Raw genomic sequence first — 16,844 nt, 5'->3', positions numbered from 1 at the left:
AGAGCGGGAAAGCAACGCCAAACCAAGGTTTTAGGGGTGATAGGTCAAACCCACCGTGAATTGACCAACAGTCTCATTCCATTCGCCAGGGCAAAAGTAGACTTTTCCCAGCCCAATCTACGGCACATCAAAAATGATGCTGTAGATAATTAATTAGTTAAGAAATATTACATAAAAATCGATCGCCATCAAGTCTTTTTTGGTGGATCTTTGGTATTAGACATCGCACAGTTTCGTATCTACTTGGGAGGTAGAATCAGCCACCCTGAAAAGATTTCGCCTAGCTGGAAATGCTGGCAAGATAGTGGATACAACACTATTGCAGCTATGTAGGTACTCTTCCCACAATGATAATTTTTGGCAAAAGTACATTCAAACCCAGTAATGGTAAATATTGTGGATATTAATACGCTGTATATTAGTTTCTGATGACTGCTGTGTGTTGATTAAGGTATCAGCTTTTGTCCTTTGTTGTTTGTCCTTTCTCCTTGGCATTCTCACGTAGATGCATTAGCGGCTTCCCGTAGGGTATGACTAATGACTAATGACTAATGACTAATGACTGCTGTTATCTTTAAACTTTTATTTCTGTTTGATGGAAAGAGGTAGAAAATCGTGAAAGGATTGGCGCGTTTATTAACAGTGTTTAGTTTGTTACTTAGTTGCTGGGGATGGTTGGGAACAACTCAAATAGCCCAAGCTGCTAGTTTCAATAGTTTTGCTTTTCCACAAGTCCCAGTTCTAGCAATTGAGCGGCAGAATCGGGCAGACGCTAAACTAGGAACGGAATTTGGTAAAAAAATTGATTTGAATAATACCAACGTCCGGGCTTTTCAACAGTTTCCAGGGCTTTATCCCACACTGGCTAAGAAAATCATCACCAATGCCCCCTACAAAAAGGTAGAGGAAGTATTGGATCTTCCAGGATTGAGCGATCGCCAAAAACAAACCCTGCAAGCTAACCTGGATAAATTCACCGTGACAGAACTAGAGCCTGCCTTCAACGAAGGAGACGATCGCTTTAACAACGGTATCTACAGATAACTGCACGTGCAGTTGTTAATGTAGCAAATAGCAGCCCACTCCTGATTCTAGGAAGTGGGGCATGATATGAGTTAGGAGTTATGAGTTATGAGTTAAAAATTCAAAACTCCTAACTCCTCACTTCTAACTTCTAACTCCTCACTTCCCCATACCCATTACCTTGTCTCAGATAGATATTCCTAGCCAATTTGATGTCTTAGTAGTCGGTGCTGGTGCTGCCGGACTATACACAGCGCTGTGTCTGCCAGAATCCTTACGAGTCGGCTTGATTACCAAAGAAACTGTTGCGTTGTCTGCCAGTGATTGGGCGCAAGGTGGCATTGCCGCAGCGGTAGACCCAGAAGATTCTCCCAAGCTACATATTGAAGATACGATCCAGGCAGGTGCGGGTTTATGCGATCGCACCGCCGTAGAATTTCTCGCCCAACATGCCCCTAGCTGCATTCAATCCCTAGTTAACTTGGGAGTAGCTTTTGACCGTCAGGGTCAAGCCCTAGCTTTAACTTTAGAAGCCGCCCATTCTCGCCGCCGTGTTCTCCACGCTGCGGATACCACAGGGAGGGAAGTTACTACCACTCTCACCGCCCAAGTATTACGTCGCCAGAATATTCAAGTTATTCAACAAGCTTTGGCTTTGAGTTTGTGGATTGAACCCGAAACTGGTCATTGTCAGGGAATTAGCCTATTTTATCAAGGTAAAATAACTTGGATAAGAGCTGGTGCTGTGGTACTGGCAACTGGCGGCGGCGGTCAGGTATTTGCCCAAACCACTAACCCGGCTGTGAGTACGGGTGATGGAGTAGCGATCGCAGCTCGTGCTGGAGCGATCCTCCGCGATTTAGAATTTGTCCAATTTCATCCCACAGCCCTCACTAAACCTGGTGCCGATCGCTTCTTGATCAGCGAAGCTGTACGCGGCGAGGGGGCACACCTCATCGATAATGAAGGGCGACGTTTTGCCTTTGACTACCACCCTGCTGGTGAACTCGCACCCAGAGATGTAGTCAGTAGAGCAATTTTCAGCCATTTACAACGTACCGCCGTTGATTTAGCTACAGCCCATGTGTGGTTGGATATGCGCCCCATCCCCGCTGACAAGATTCGTCACCGTTTTCCCAACATCATCAAAGTTTGTCAACATTGGGGCGTTGATGTCTTCCACGAACCGATTCCTGTAGCGCCAGCCGCCCATTACTGGATGGGTGGAATTGTCGCGGATCTGATGAATCGCACTAATATCCCCGGTTTATACGCAGTGGGTGAAACTGCTAGTACCGGGGTGCATGGGGCCAATCGCCTTGCTAGTAATTCCCTGTTGGAATGTATTGTGTTTGGCGCTCAGATGGGCGAAATTGAGTTAGAAAATATTGGGCTGCCATCAGAAACACCAGCGCTGCCATTACGAAAATTTAGTCCTGATGCTAGTGAGTGGCACATCCAGCAAGCACAGCTAGAAGCACTCAGAGAGAAGTTACCGCGTCTAGTGTGGGAAAATGCTGGTATTTGTCGGGAGCAATCAAGGATGGAAACTGCGATCGCTACTATTGAATCTTGGCAGCAAGATTTCGCGGCCTTGCCTTTAAGTCACTTCTTGCTTGCTTTACGTCCAGCCGAACCAGCTAGTTTTGACCTACCAGATGTTGAACGGCAATTGGGGCTTTGGGCAGAAACCCGCAATTTATTAGATGTGGCTGATTTAATTCTCAAAAGTGCTGCTTTTAGAACCGAAAGCCGAGGCGGACACTACCGTTTAGATTATCCTCAACCAGATCCAAATTGGGAAGTCCACACACTTGTACAAACACATCATTGGTGGAAATCTCAACTACTGTCTTGAATAAAATGCTTTAAAAAGCCTGATAGTTTTTAGCAACCCTAAAGCACAATATTTTGCAATGAGCCGCTAAGTAAAGGATGTGGTTTCCAAGACCATAGCTGCCTTGTCGGTCTGCTTTACCACAATCTAAAATCCGAAATTGCATCAGCGAGTACCACTACCATTATGACTGTCTGGACCGCCATAATTTGGTGGAATATATATATCTTTTATATTTTCACAATTGGCTTTGCGGGCTATTAAGGTATTACTGCTAGTAGCACCAAAAGCACTAGTATTTGCAGCACTGAATATACCTGTACAAGCGGCAATTTTTGGTACTAGTATGTAAGCACCTATACAGAATATTATCAACTTTGTAATTCGGAAGTTAGTTTTCATAGCTTTCAGTAAATTTACTAATTTTTCATCTCAAAATGTATTTTTTATTTCTCACAGTATATTTACTGAATTTTTTGAAAAAATATTTTAACTTTATTAAATTACTATTGGTAATGTATAAGTTGGTGTGGTGTTAGCTTAGATATTAACCTTAATCTGCTGGTATTAAATAGTATTTATACTTAATTAGTATTCTTAATTAGCCGTTTCTACATCAGTCTAAAGTTAGATATGTTGATGGATCGCTGTGAGCATACTGTCTAATTAACCATTTATTAATGATAGCTTCATATTTATAAGTATAAACACTATGTTCACTAAATAATGAGTCTAATAAATTATTAAATAATACTTATTTGATTGTATAGTTAATATTTAATTAGAGTAAAGATATATGAAGATAAAACAATATAATTGTTATCCTATAAGGATTTAAAAAAATATATGACTATGCAACACGTAATAAAACGAGGCAGTACAAGTATATTTTTAGAGGTATTAATATTTACAAAAAATATTTATTTTTATAATTAAGTCTGATGAATAATTCCTTTCTTGCATGAGTTATCAGCTTAGTATTCAGGTAAAAATCCTTGCCAGGTCTACATCTTACCGACAAAGTATATAAGCTATGCTTTTCAAAACAGCGCCTTAGAGGTATCTCTAGTCAACATTTATAAATTTGAAGGTAAAAATTTTAACTAAAGCGAAAAAAATCTGGAGGCTTGACCTTGACTCATTAAGCAAACTCGTAACGATTTTTACCCAGGCGCTTGGCACGATACATTGCGGCATCTGCTTGTTTCATCAAAGTTTCACTGTCTTGACTGTTGTATGGGTAAACACTAATGCCAATACTGGCAGAGATTCGGATTGCATAGCCGTCCAAAACAATTGGCTTGGTAATACTGCTTAAAATTTTTTCGGCGACTTTAGCAGCTATTTGGACATTAGGAATTGCCCGTAAAATTATAGTAAATTCATCGCCACCTAAACGAGAAACTGTATCACTAGCGCGTAAAGAGTTGCTGAGTCTTCCAGCGACAGTCATTAGCAAGCGATCGCCCGTTTCGTGTCCCAAGTTATCATTGACTTGCTTAAAGCCATCTAGATCGATAAACAGCAGTCCCAGCAACAAGTTGTTATGTTGCGCCCAATGTAACGACTCGTAAAGTTGTTCAGCAAAAAATTTGCGATTAGATAAACCGGTGAGGGGGTCGTGATACGCTAAATAACGTAAGTGGTCTTCTTTGAGTTTTAATTCATTGTTAGAGCGGAATAGTTCAGCAGCAGTACGCTTCAGCTGTTCTTCCATCAACTTGCGCTGAGTAATATCTCGGATTACCCCAACTAAAAAGAAATTGCCAGCTGAGTCTTTATGGAGCGATCGCTTAGTGGCAATTTGATGAGTCTGGCCATCAGCATTTGTAAATTCTTCTTCATGTTCCTGGGGTTGCTGAGTCCGAAAAACCAGATCGTCCTGTTGGCGAAATACATCAGCTTCATGTTTAGGGAAAAAGTCATAGTCTGACTTTTCAATTAACAACTTATTCGGATAACCGATAAATCGACAATACGCCTCATTTAAAACAATCCACTGGTGTTGCTCATTTTTTACAAAAATGGGATCGGGAATCGTGTTGATGACATGATGCAAAAATTCCTTAGAACGTTTCCACTCTTCCTGTATGTGGGCAATATGACTAATCGTCCAAATAGCTGAACAGCCAAAGCTCAACAGTGAGGGAATGACAGGTATCCACCAACCGTACAAGAAAGCAAGGTATGCAGTCAGGATCAATATCAAGCAAGAAACTAGGATACAAAGTAGGCTCCTAGTTGCGTTTTGTATCCGCCATGTTGTTACGGCTCCCAGATAAGACCAGATAAAAATCCACAAGTATTCTACCAAGTCAGGCCAGACTTTGATTAATGGTCGTCCATCAAGAGCAGCAGAGATTAACTCACTAATAAAATAGGCTTGCAGTTGAATACCAGGTACAGGCTTTGCCGTACCCATGAGACTGCTGGAGTAGGGAATGAATACAAAATCCTGAAGACTGGGTGCAGTCGAACCAATAAGTACAATCCGATCTTTGATTAAGTTTTCTTTGAAATTATCTGCCAGTACATCTCTCATCGATACCTGACGAAAACTACAAAATTCTCCAGATGAACTTTGACATTTAGGTTTAGGAAAATTGGTCAAAATTTGGTAGCCTTTGTCATCAGCTCCCACATAAGCACCATCATTAGCCTCAAAACGATTAAATACTGCCTTACCCAATTGCAAATACTCAGGGTTGCTTTTTGCTTTGGCGGGAGTAATTCCTTTTGACTTTAAATACAATAAAGCCAACTTCAAGGCAAAGCTTTCATGTACCTGACTTTTAACGTGCCAATACAACAAACTGCGACGTACTTTGCCATCAAGATCGTACAGCACGTTATTAAAGCCCACTTGATCCTGATTTAGCCCCAGTGGAGGCAAAACACTAAAGTTTTTGTTTTTGTCATTTGCTAGGAGTTCAATACCAATCAAGTTGGGCATTAACTCATAAGCATTACGTAGTTCTTGATTACCAGGCTCTACTGGCAAATTTCTGTAGATATCTAAGCCAATAGCACGGGGTTTGTGGACATTTAATTTTTGCAACAACAGGGCAATCTTCGCATCGGGAATCGGCCATGAACCTACTTCGTTTAAATAGGTTTCATCAATCACTACAATCGTAATACTATTTTCTGGCGGTTCGTTTGGACGTAAGCGAAAAAATTGATCCAAAGCTGGTAACTCTAAAGATTGCAATAATCCAATAGAGTGCAAAAGCAGGACGCAGATTGCAACGCTGGCAGCAGTAATCAATTCTTTGTGTCCTCGACTAAGCGATTGTTTTAGTTCAAAGATAAACTTCACAAAACGCTTGCCTAGCTGCTGATTCATTCCCATTACCTAATAGAGAGAAATATTCTCTATTTCCTATAGCTATTAACTATCGGACTAACATAGCTCAAGTGGGAGCTAAATAGAGTTTCTAAGAGTTTTTTTTAACTCAGCAAGGTACTTCAAGACATCGTAGTATTTATGATGTATTACCATATATTAAGGCCAATGATCTGACTAAATGGCAACTAGTACAGGTCGGCGGAATTCAAAATTCAAGCAGGACGCTTAGATATTGTCTCGTTCCCAATATTCGACTGGGAATGCCTTCCTAAAGGCTCCGCCTCACTTGCTGGCGGCAGAGCCGCTTTTGAGTTGCATTTCCCGACTCTGGCTGGAAACGAGGTTTTAAAGGAGTTTCAGCTTAAGTTGACACCAATGGCGGCATCCTGCTCACCCAGTTTATTTCGGCACTGACATGATTACATCCCAATGTGGCTTCCAAGTGTAAAAAAACTAAAAAATAAGTCTACTTAAGTAAACATAGTGATTAATTTCCTTGAACCCAAGGTATTTGAGGATAAAAGCCACAGGAAAATTGGTAATAGGGTATTGAACAAAACTTATTATCGATCACCAAAAACAAAAAAGCCAACCAGAAACAGATTTTTCTGTATTTATCCAGTTGACTATGGTGTGTGAACTACTCCATACCAGTAGGTCGGTGCAGGCTCCCAAATTGAGAACTGGGGCTGAGGCTTTTTCAACACAATTACTTGAAATACTTGAAGTTACGAGGCCCTGTGTAACCAGAAACTTTCGCTAGTTCCTCTAAGTTTTGGACTCCGCTATAACTTTTACTATTGATGATCCAAGTAGGGAAGCCTTCAATTTTCGCGGTTTTACACAGTTCTGTTTGAGCCTTGAGTCCATCGGGCGCGCACTCGACCTTAACATCACTATTGATTATTTCCTGGGCTTCTTTACCAAAAAGCAGCTTTTGTTCATGGCAGTGAGGACACCAATAAGCACTGTATTCCTTCGCGCCTACCTTTGCCAGATGTCGTGCTAAGGCGATTTCTGCTTCACCAGAAGTAGTTGTAACTTCCCAACCGAATGCCGGGTTAGGATCTCCTTTGGAATTAAAGATGATTTTAACGGGTTGTCCAGGAGTTTCAGGCGTAACTTCTGATTTATTTACACCCGCATAGACACCTAAAGTACCAATCAGCGTTACCATGCCGACAATAATGACGGTAAAGAAAATTTGTCCAATATCTTCCCAAGTCCGACCGATAATCGTCAGTACCAAAAGACTAAAAGAGAACAAAGCTGAACCAATACAGTAAGGACAAATAGCTTTGATTTGAGATGCCAGGACGTACATTAAGTAGCCGCTAAAAACAGACATAGCGATCGCACCTGCCAGCAGCAGCCACCACGTCCAATTTTCCAATTGTTTGCGGCTATTGTTTTCCCCTGAGTTAAATACCAAGGGAGCCAAAGCAAATATCACCATACTGATGTATGCCAAAAACCCAAACAAGGCTAATGGCTGACCAAGAACCGTTGCCCAAGGGCTGGAAAGCACATCATTACAGTCCCTAACACCAGCCTGCGCCATACAAGCGGCACTGCCTCCTGTTAACTTTTCTATAGTCAGATAACCTGTGATCAAAGCACCACATCCAGCGATCGCGGCAATCAATGGACGTGACCATTTATGAATCCAAGGAGTAGAACGACGGCGAATCATAAATATTGGGGATTGGGGACTGGGGAATGGGTAATGGGGAATGGGGAATGGGTAATGGGTAATAAGAAATTACTCGCTTGCTCCCCTACTCCCCATTCCCTACTCCCTACTCCCTAAGAATGTAACTTCACTTGTTCTGCTGATTTACTTTCACCTTTGGAGTTCCAATTGCGACGGGCGGCTTCCACAAATTGACTGACGCGAATTGGGTCAATTGGTTGCTCAATACGTCCATGACGTTTCAGGGAACTGGAAACTATGACACCATCTGCTGCTTGCATCAATGTATCAATATTTTCCCAATTGGCCCCACTACCGATAAATACTGGCGTGCCATTTGCTGCGCCACAAGCTAGTTCCAAATCTTCTAAGTTAGGCGGACTACCAGTAGCCCAACCAGATAAAATCACTCCGTCTGCTAAACCCCTTTCAATGGTGTCTTTCACGGCGACTGTGAGATTTGGAGAACTCAAAGGACGGGCGTGTTTCACCAACACATCGGCCAGGATTTTAACATCACAGCCCAACTCCCGTCGATAGCGGAGTAGTTGATGGGCTTCTCCCTCAATTAATCCTTGGTCGGTTGCCATCACCCCTGTAAGGACGTTGACGCGGATAAATTGTGCCTGTACAGAGCTAGCGATCGCCATTGCACTTTTGGCGTCGTTTCGCAAAACGTTTAAGCCTATCGGCAAAGTCACCAAATTCTGTATCCGCTGCACCACAATGGTCATGGCACTCACAACCACTGGATCGACTTGATTTTTGGTAAACGGCGCGTCGAAAAAATTCTCGACAATCAGACCATCAACCCCTCCACTTGCTAGGGCTGCGGCTTCTTGTTCGGCACGATCAATCACCGCTTTTAAACTACCTCCCCAACGGGGTGAGGTAGGCAGTGGTAGCAGGTGAACCACGCCAATAATTGGGGAACGAGTTTTAAATATCTGATATAAGTCCACGTCTTTAATCCGCCTCGCGGAGTCCAGAGTCCAGAATTTTTTGACTATTGAACGCCAGTTCAACGCCACTCGCCTGAATAGAGAGAACTTCTCTACGGGGGTGGCTCTTCAACGGGGGAAACCCCGCACGTGACTGGCTCCTTTTGACCCTTGACTCTTGACTTTCCATTAATTAGTCAAATGTGTTTTATGATAGTCGGCTTACTGCTTCTTTCCTGAGATGGAAATTGGCGTGAAACCTCCCATAAGATATGTTAAGATAAAACTTGGCTACAAGAGGAGTTTGCCACTCACTAGACGCAAGGCAGCTTTCCATGGTTTAGGCGTATTGTCCGCGCACCGTCGTAGGACTTGCCAATCGCCAGGCTAGCATTACTGCTTTATGGGCGTAGTCGCTTTCGTCGATTTCCCTGAGGGTAGCGACTTCTCACAACAAGCCCTTTGGGCGGCTTCCCGATGGGTAGGTTAACAACGCGCACGCTGCGGTAATGTAAAATACCAATAAGCGAATTGTTAAAAAACATTACAAGTGTCAAATGTACCCAAAGACACTTCAATTTACCCTGGGGAACAGATTGATAAAAATATCATAACATGACCTCTATTTTATTATTGATAGGGTCATAACTCTACGGATAGTTACTGACAGTGAGAATCTGCCAACGTGCTGTTATTAGAGGGATAGCGATCTAAAAAAAGCGAAATTAGCGCTGAAATGCCTGACTGCAAGAAAAAAAATGAAGATATTTTCAAAATATGGGTGACAAGCCAACAATTGCCATTTCTCACCTGGGCTGCGAGAAAAACCGAATTGATACAGAACACATGCTAGGACTGCTCGTAGAAGCAGGCTACGGTGTAGATACAAACGAAGAGTTAGCAGATTACGTTATTGTTAATACTTGTAGTTTTATTGAAGCAGCCCGGCAAGAATCTGTCAGAACATTGGTAGAACTGGCAGAGGCAAACAAAAAAATCGTAATTACTGGCTGTATGGCGCAACACTTCCAAGAGCAACTTTTGGAAGAGTTACCGGAAGCAGTAGCGGTGGTAGGTACCGGCGATTATCACAAAATTGTTAATGTAATTGAGCGTGTAGAACTTGGCGAGCGGGTTAAACAGGTTAGTATTGAGCCAACCTACATTGCCGACGAAACTACACCGCGCTATCGCACTACAACAGAGGGCGTTGCTTACCTCAGAGTTGCCGAAGGTTGTGATTATCGTTGTGCATTTTGTATAATTCCTCATCTTCGAGGGAACCAGCGATCGCGTACTATAGAATCTATAGTCGCCGAAGCGGAGCAGTTAGTTAGTCAAGGGGTAAAGGAAATTATTTTAATTTCCCAAATCACCACTAATTACGGTCTAGATATTTACGGTCAGCCAAAATTAGCCGAATTACTTCGCGCTTTGGGGAAAGTAGATATACCGTGGATCAGAATGCACTACGCTTATCCCACGGGACTGACCCCAGATGTGATTGCGGCGATTCAAGAAACACCCAACGTCTTGCCTTATCTGGATTTGCCCTTGCAGCATTCTCATCCAGATGTTCTCCGCTCCATGAATCGTCCTTGGCAAGGACGCGTAAATGATGGGATTATAGATCGCATCAAAACGGCGCTACCAACAGCCGTATTGCGGACAACATTTATTGTTGGTTTCCCAGGAGAAACAAACGAGCATTTTGAGCATTTATTAGAGTTTGTTCAAAGGCATGAATTCGATCATGTTGGTGTCTTCACCTTTTCCTCTGAGGAAGGAACCCCAGCTTACAAGTTGCCAAATCAGTTGCCCCAACTGGTGATGGACGAGCGCCGATACCAACTTATGGAAATCCAGCAACCGATTTCCCAAAAGAAAAATCAACAGGAAGTAGGCAAAATCGTTGATGTCCTGATTGAGCAAGAAAATCCTGAAAGTGGTGAATTAATAGGTCGTTCAGGTAGATTTTCCCCAGAGGTTGATGGTCTGGTATATGTCAAAGGCCAGGCAAAATTAGGAACCATCGTGCCAATAGCGATTCACCACGCTGATACATACGACCTCTATGGTCAGGTAGTCAATAACTAAATTGTCCTTTGTCTTTTGTCCTTTGTCTTTTGTTAAATGACCCTTACAGATTTACCCTTATTCCAATATCGACGCTGCATTAATGGCAGTTTTCATGAGGGTTTACCTGAAGTTCGGGGACTCACTCGTGGGCATAGCTTCTCCAATAGTTTGAGGCTTTGCTATCGCCCAAGGCTTACTAACTAGCCAATAACTAATGACTAATGACTAATGACTAATGACTAATAACTAATGACTAAATGACTAATCCAAAAATCCTTACATAAAATTTAGGACGAATTAATGACTCTTTCATTTCAAGAATTAGGCATTTCCCAAGAACGTGTCGAACAACTAGAAAAAATCGGTTTTACCGAACCAACTAACATTCAAGTGCAAGCAATTCCCCAATTGCTAGCCGGTCGTGATGTAGTCGGTCAATCTCAAACTGGAACAGGCAAAACGGCAGCATTTTCACTGCCAATTTTAGAGCGGTTAGATATTAATCAAAGAGCCGTACAAGCCATAGTTTTAACACCAACTCGTGAATTAGCAATGCAAGTTCACGATGCGATCGCCCAATTTATCGGTAATGAAGGATTGCGGGTGTTAGCAATCTACGGTGGTCAATCAATTGACCGCCAAATGTTACAACTCAAACGTGGCGTTCACATGGTTGTGGGCACTCCCGGACGGGTGATCGATTTGCTCGATCGCGGCTGTTTAAAGCTCGATCAAGTCAAGTGGTTTGTATTGGATGAAGCCGATGAAATGTTGAGTATGGGCTTTATCGACGATGTGATCAAAATCCTCTCGCAAGCGCCCGTAGATCGCCAAACAGCTTTATTCTCGGCAACAATGCCACCATCGATTCGGATGTTGGTGAACAAGTTCTTGCGATCGCCTGCAACTGTCACCGTCGAGCAGCCAAAAGCCGCTCCCAACAAGATTAATCAGGTAGCTTACCTGATCCCCCGCCACTGGACAAAAGCCAAAGCTTTACAGCCAATTCTGGAAATGGAAGATCCAGAAACAGCTTTAATCTTTGTCCGCACCAGACGCACCGCCGCCGAACTCACCAGTCAGTTACAAGGTGCTGGTCACAGCGTTGATGAATATCACGGTGACTTGTCCCAACAAGCGCGGGAACGCTTATTAATCAGATTCCGTAACCGTCAAGTTCGTTGGGTGGTAGCAACTGATATTGCAGCAAGAGGGTTAGATGTCGATCAACTCTCCCATGTGATCAACTACGACTTACCCGATAGCGTAGAAACTTACGTCCACCGTATTGGTCGTACTGGTCGTGCTGGTAAAGAAGGAACAGCAATCTCTTTGGTTCAGCCATTTGAGCGGCGCAAACAGCAAACATTTGAACGTCATAACCGCCAAAGTTGGCAAGTGCTGACGATTCCCACACGCGCCCAGATTGAAGCAAAACACATTCTGAAATTGCAAGAACTGGTGCGAGAAGCTTTGACAGGTGAGCGTTTGGCTTCATTCTTGCCAATTGTCAGCGAATTGATTGAAGAATACGATGCTCAAGCGATCGCCGCAGCTGCACTACAAATCGCTTACGATCAAACTCGTCCTGCTTGGTTGAGTTCAGACGTGGAAATTCCCCAAGAAGAATCTTCCGCTCCCAAACCAAGACTCGGTAAGCGTCGTGAATCTTCTTCTAGCGATCGCCCCCGTTCTGCATGGAAATCAGATAATAGCAATGGTGAAGAAAGACATTCTTCTCCCAAACCAAAACTACGGACAAGTGGACACGAGTCTTCTGCATCCCCTAGTAAAAAGATAGGTTCACCGACAGCTAGGGAATCAGCTTCTTAGTCAACAGTTAGAAGTTAATCAATTTTGGATTTTAGATTTGAGGTTTTTTCTTCAATCCAAAATCCAAACCTAAAATTGGAGAGTTGAGAGTTAGGAGTCAAGATTTTGACTTTGGCTCTTGACTTTTTGGCTTTTTGGGTAATTTTTTCTACCAGTTTGTCGGATCTACAGTTGGTATCCTGATCGAGCCTGACAAATTGACGCTGACAGTTTATCGACTCAACCAAGAACCAATAGTTTTGCAGGACAACGACAAACTGACACTACCAGACTTACTACCAGGTTGGGAGCTAGTAGTGTCAGAAATTTGGCCTCCTGTGTTTGAGTAGCTCAAAACTACTACAACCAAAGACGACTAACTAGTTCTAATTCTCCAATTTCATCGTCGCTCAATTTCCAGCCTAAAGCGCCAGCATTTTGCCGTACCTGTTCGGCTGTCTTCACCCCAGCAATGGGAATAACATTCCCCTGACCAATTAACCAGTTGAGAGCAACTTGGGCAGGAGTGCGATCGTATTTTTCCCCGAAATTGCGTAGCAAAGATATAACTGGGGCAATTTTTTGCAGGCCTTCTTTCTTAAATCGCGGGTCTATTTTTCTCGCACCAGTGGGGATTTCAGCACTATCAATACTATATTTACCAGTGAGTAATCCTTGTGCTAGAGGACTATAAGCCAAGATAGTCACACCCAACTCACGAGCCGTTGCGATAATACCTTTACTTTCAACTTGGCGACTGAGTAAAGAATAGCGTACTTGGTTTACAGCCAAAGGTACTCCACGGGCTGCCAATATTTGATGCGCGTCTCGCATTTGTTCTGCTGAGTAATTACTTACACCAACTGCCGCAATTCTCCCTCGCTTCACTTCATCCGCTAGGGCATTCATCAAAGTTTCTTGACTTAAAAAGAAGGCAAAAGGCCAATGCACTTGATACAGGGCGATTCGCTCTAATTGCAAGCGTTTGAGGCTGGCTGTTAAAGCATCAGAGACGGATTGGGCTGTAAATCGCCACGGTAGGGGGCCAAATTTTGTGGCGATTTGTACAGATTGTTGTGTCTGTTGCAGAAATTGTCCCAAAAATTTCTCTGATAGTCCCATTCCGTAGACTTCGGCTGTATCAAAAAAGGTAATACCAGCATCTAAGGCTGCGGTAAAGGCTTCTTGTAACTGCTCTGGTCCATAGCGATCGCCATAATTCCAAAATAGTTTATCACCCCAAGCCCAAGTGCCGATGCACAAGGGTGTAACAGATGGGCCATTTTGCCCCAATGTGATGTTTTCCACGGTTGCAAAATTTAGTTTATTTACATTTCTTTACTTTTATAGTGTATCGTTATAGCCAAGATTGAGTGCGATCGCCACTACTTGGCTACAAATCTTGTGGTGTTGCAGCTACGCCCGTCGTAGACATCGCACCTTGCATAAAGATTTAAAACCTGAATCAAACGCGCATAAACAAGATCCCCGACAACTTTTACGAAGTCGGGGATCTGCGGGTTGCAATTCTCACAAATCAAATAGGATTGCTATAGTTGAGTGTATTTAAGAATTAGATGATTTATCCTGCTTGGGTTTTTTGATTAATTCCATGTAGACATTAATCTCACTAATTTCTACATCATGCTCAACTCTGGTTACTTTCCATCTCTCCTTTTTTAGGTAAACTTCCTCTCCTACTCTGGGAGTAAATTGGAGATCGTAGAACTTTTTTAGAAAATCTTTTTGATTTTCTTCCCATAATATTACTTTGACTGGTTCTTTACTCATTGCTTATGCCTTTTTGGTTACTAGATGAAGGTAAGTATTTTGATGACATACATACGGCAATTTTATCTTACTAATTCAATGTAATAGCGTAGTTAAAACCACATTTTAATATTGATATTTTTATGTGGCTTGATTGCGTCTCTTCAAGTTAAAGATTTTTTATTTTTATAGCGTAGCATAATTGTCTGATTCATTGCCTTATTAGCTGTGTCTGTACAATTCAGATACATATTGCTTACGATCAAATTTGAATGGGCCTAGATTATATTGCCAGTCACGATGAAATTGACCAAAATCAGCCCACTCAACAGTTGATTCATTAAGTGTGATGCGAACCTGCATAAACCAGCACTCAATCACCCCACAGGTACAACCTAAAACAATTGCTTTACCAGCTTGTAAATTATTTGATTGCAACCTAAACCCATGATCCCAAGGCTCGTCAAGCAAATTGCGTGAAGGAAGTAAAACCATTGAAGGTGGTAAATACAAATAGTCTCCTGCTGGAAAGGCCAACTCATCAATATCTTCCCCCGCAACACGTTGTTCCTCAATCTCTGCTTGAATAAATGGTTTTTCAATTAGACGCACTACTTCTATGAGTGGTTGATTATTGATATAAATCTCAGCCACACAAAGCCTCTTACCTAGCGTCCAGGGAGTAAATGATCGATTGATTCTTATTTCAAAATAATCAAAAGTTTGCATCTTAAAAACTTATTCCATCAACTCTCATCAACAACAATAAGGCATATAACTTTCTAGTTTAGTGGCTGCAAAATCTTAAAACTTCATATCAAAGTGCGTTCGTTAAAAGCTCCTCCCATCTTGCCAAAATCATGTCTGTGTAGTTTTTCTGATCAATTTTGTATGCTCCAATCGCAAAACCATCGTTCATTTCTACGAGAGCGGTTTCTCCAGAATCTAAAACTCCAAAATCAATTGCATATCCTGCATAAGATTCTTTTGCATTTTCTAGAGCTTGAATAGCGTATAGAACTTTATCAATATCTAGTAGAACATTGGGGTTTCCATCATAATGATCGATGCTTCTAATTTGTGAGTGAACAACATAAACTCGGTACTCACTTACCCAAGAGACAACTTCTGAACACAGCAGCCGCTCTTGACGTGACACTCCGTATACTCGGCACAAATCATATTCCGATTCAAAAACACAACCTGTAAAGCGTTTACGGCGTGTAGCGGGTTTAGCAAATGTTGGAATATATCTACCGTCGCAAAATTCCATTTCCAACTGTTCTAGAGTAGATGTCCATGTACGACGGTGCATGAAGTTCTTAAGTGAAGCGGGATAATCGTTAGGCTTTGGTTCTGGAATGCCAAGCTGTTTTATTGCACCTAAAACACATCGCATATCACCAACAACTAAAGATTCATTATCAAGTGCAAGTTGTCTTCGATGAATATGTTTCTCAGTATAAAAAGTAATTGGTAAGCCTCTGGCTCTGAATTCTTCAGTGACAAGTTGCTCCTCATATCGGAGCCTTCCATTACCTTGTTCTTGGATAAAAGCCTTAGAAATCAATTTACTTTTCATAATTTCAAATAGTATTTACATTGTAAAAATGAGAAAAAGGGCATGAAAATTGCTTGATTGTTTATTTACTGCCCTTTATGCTCAATGTTACAAATACCAAACCTTAAAAAAACTACATAATCTCTCTCTTTGTCATCATGTTTACAGTTTTGCTATTAGCTTAAGTAAGTAAATTAGCTGTTATTAAATATTATCTTGAAGAAAAATTTCTACTTGTTGTCCAATCGTTTGGTGTAGTTCCATCGCTAAAGATTTGTGAAGACATTGTGCTAATACTTCTCCTTCTAAGGGAATGTTTAACTCAGGAAATTGTTTTTTGATCCGAAATAAACAAATTGACAAAAATGATGCTGTTGAGCGCACATCAATTCTTTTATCTTGAGTAATAGATAAAAGTTTATTAACGAATTGTGTAATATCATGATATTTCATTTGGTATAAAATACGCAGTAAATTTATAACTTGATATTCAGTGAGTCTTGGGTCATCTATTTTTACTAATAGATAATCAAATACAGGTTTACCAAGTTTGATAATTTCATTAGCTACATTATCAGATAAACGTTTACTATGAAGCTGTTTGATTAATTTTTCATAGGTATTATCCATATTTTTGAGTTTCTATTTCTAATACCGTTGGCGAATTTCGAGAATACCCAACTAAAGAGATTAGTAATTGTAAATTTAGATTGGATTTAAAGATTTTCCCATCTGTTAGCCACACCTTTACTTTGCAAGAAAGATGCGAATAAGAGGCT

Annotated in this window: 13 protein-coding genes and 1 pseudogene; 5 read left to right on the top strand and 9 right to left on the bottom strand. The window is 41.7% G+C overall.

Going from position 1 to position 16,844, the window contains the following annotated elements; genetic code table 11:
* Nucleotides 1-615: 615 nt before the first annotated feature.
* On the top strand, nt 616-1,044 hold the full coding sequence (psbU, locus tag V7L07_RS20265) for a photosystem II complex extrinsic protein PsbU (RefSeq protein ID WP_334706146.1): 429 nt from the start codon (nt 616-618) through the stop codon (nt 1,042-1,044).
* Nucleotides 1,045-1,204: 160 nt separating this feature from the next.
* On the top strand, nt 1,205-2,881 hold the full coding sequence (nadB, locus tag V7L07_RS20260) for an L-aspartate oxidase (RefSeq protein ID WP_335060735.1): 1,677 nt from the start codon (nt 1,205-1,207) through the stop codon (nt 2,879-2,881).
* Nucleotides 2,882-3,025: 144 nt separating this feature from the next.
* Here the strand turns inward: nadB and V7L07_RS20255 are convergent, their stop codons facing one another.
* The 4 genes from V7L07_RS20255 to btpA all read right to left on the bottom strand — a co-directional run bounded on the left by V7L07_RS20255 (nt 3,026) and on the right by btpA (nt 8,864).
* Nucleotides 3,026-3,262 (bottom strand): hypothetical protein, encoded by a 237-nt coding sequence (locus tag V7L07_RS20255; protein WP_335060734.1) that lies wholly within the window; start codon nt 3,260-3,262, stop codon nt 3,026-3,028.
* Nucleotides 3,263-4,001: 739 nt separating this feature from the next.
* Nucleotides 4,002-6,206 (bottom strand): CHASE2 domain-containing protein, encoded by a 2,205-nt coding sequence (locus V7L07_RS20250; RefSeq protein WP_335060733.1) that lies wholly within the window; start codon nt 6,204-6,206, stop codon nt 4,002-4,004.
* A gap of 712 nt (nt 6,207-6,918) precedes the next feature.
* Entirely contained in the window at nt 6,919-7,902 is a 984-nt protein-coding gene (locus tag V7L07_RS20245) for a vitamin K epoxide reductase family protein (protein ID WP_335060732.1), read from the bottom strand.
* A 113-nt stretch (nt 7,903-8,015) separates the two neighbouring features.
* Nucleotides 8,016-8,864 carry a photosystem I biogenesis protein BtpA gene (gene btpA, locus V7L07_RS20240; RefSeq protein WP_335060731.1) on the bottom strand — a complete coding sequence of 283 codons (849 nt, stop codon included), beginning with the start codon at nt 8,862-8,864 and terminating at the stop codon, nt 8,016-8,018.
* Nucleotides 8,865-9,620: 756 nt separating this feature from the next.
* On the opposite strand from btpA, the gene rimO reads away from it, so the two are divergent.
* The 3 genes and pseudogenes from rimO to V7L07_RS20225 form a co-directional block, all read left to right on the top strand.
* Nucleotides 9,621-10,940, top strand: coding sequence for a 30S ribosomal protein S12 methylthiotransferase RimO (rimO, locus tag V7L07_RS20235; protein WP_094352114.1), 1,320 nt, complete (start codon nt 9,621-9,623; stop codon nt 10,938-10,940).
* Nucleotides 10,941-11,222: 282 nt separating this feature from the next.
* Entirely contained in the window at nt 11,223-12,755 is a 1,533-nt protein-coding gene (locus V7L07_RS20230) for a DEAD/DEAH box helicase (RefSeq protein ID WP_335060730.1), read from the top strand.
* Nucleotides 12,756-12,913: 158 nt separating this feature from the next.
* A pseudogene (locus tag V7L07_RS20225) lies at nt 12,914-13,084 on the top strand (Uma2 family endonuclease); the annotation flags it as partial.
* 10 nt (nt 13,085-13,094) lie between these two features.
* Here V7L07_RS20225 and V7L07_RS20220 read toward each other — a convergent pair.
* The 5 genes from V7L07_RS20220 to V7L07_RS20200 all read right to left on the bottom strand — a co-directional run bounded on the left by V7L07_RS20220 (nt 13,095) and on the right by V7L07_RS20200 (nt 16,695).
* Nucleotides 13,095-14,042, bottom strand: coding sequence for an aldo/keto reductase (locus V7L07_RS20220; RefSeq protein ID WP_335060729.1), 948 nt, complete (start codon nt 14,040-14,042; stop codon nt 13,095-13,097).
* A gap of 258 nt (nt 14,043-14,300) precedes the next feature.
* Nucleotides 14,301-14,525: a hypothetical protein gene (locus V7L07_RS20215; protein ID WP_179066759.1), complete on the bottom strand. Its 225-nt coding sequence runs from the start codon at nt 14,523-14,525 to the stop codon at nt 14,301-14,303.
* A 201-nt stretch (nt 14,526-14,726) separates the two neighbouring features.
* Entirely contained in the window at nt 14,727-15,233 is a 507-nt protein-coding gene (locus V7L07_RS20210; RefSeq protein ID WP_335060728.1) for a hypothetical protein, read from the bottom strand.
* Nucleotides 15,234-15,321: 88 nt separating this feature from the next.
* Nucleotides 15,322-16,074, bottom strand: a complete 753-nt coding sequence (locus tag V7L07_RS20205) for an ATP-grasp domain-containing protein (RefSeq protein WP_335060727.1) — start codon at nt 16,072-16,074, stop codon at nt 15,322-15,324.
* A gap of 195 nt (nt 16,075-16,269) precedes the next feature.
* Nucleotides 16,270-16,695 (bottom strand): hypothetical protein, encoded by a 426-nt coding sequence (locus V7L07_RS20200; RefSeq protein WP_335060726.1) that lies wholly within the window; start codon nt 16,693-16,695, stop codon nt 16,270-16,272.
* Between the last annotated feature and the right edge of the window lie 149 nt (nt 16,696-16,844).

This window comes from Nostoc sp. (assembly GCF_036916985.1).
GTDB lineage: Bacteria > Cyanobacteriota > Cyanobacteriia > Cyanobacteriales > Nostocaceae > Nostoc.
Note: the sequence above shows the minus strand (reverse complement) of the source record. Positions and strands in the feature narration are given on the sequence as shown.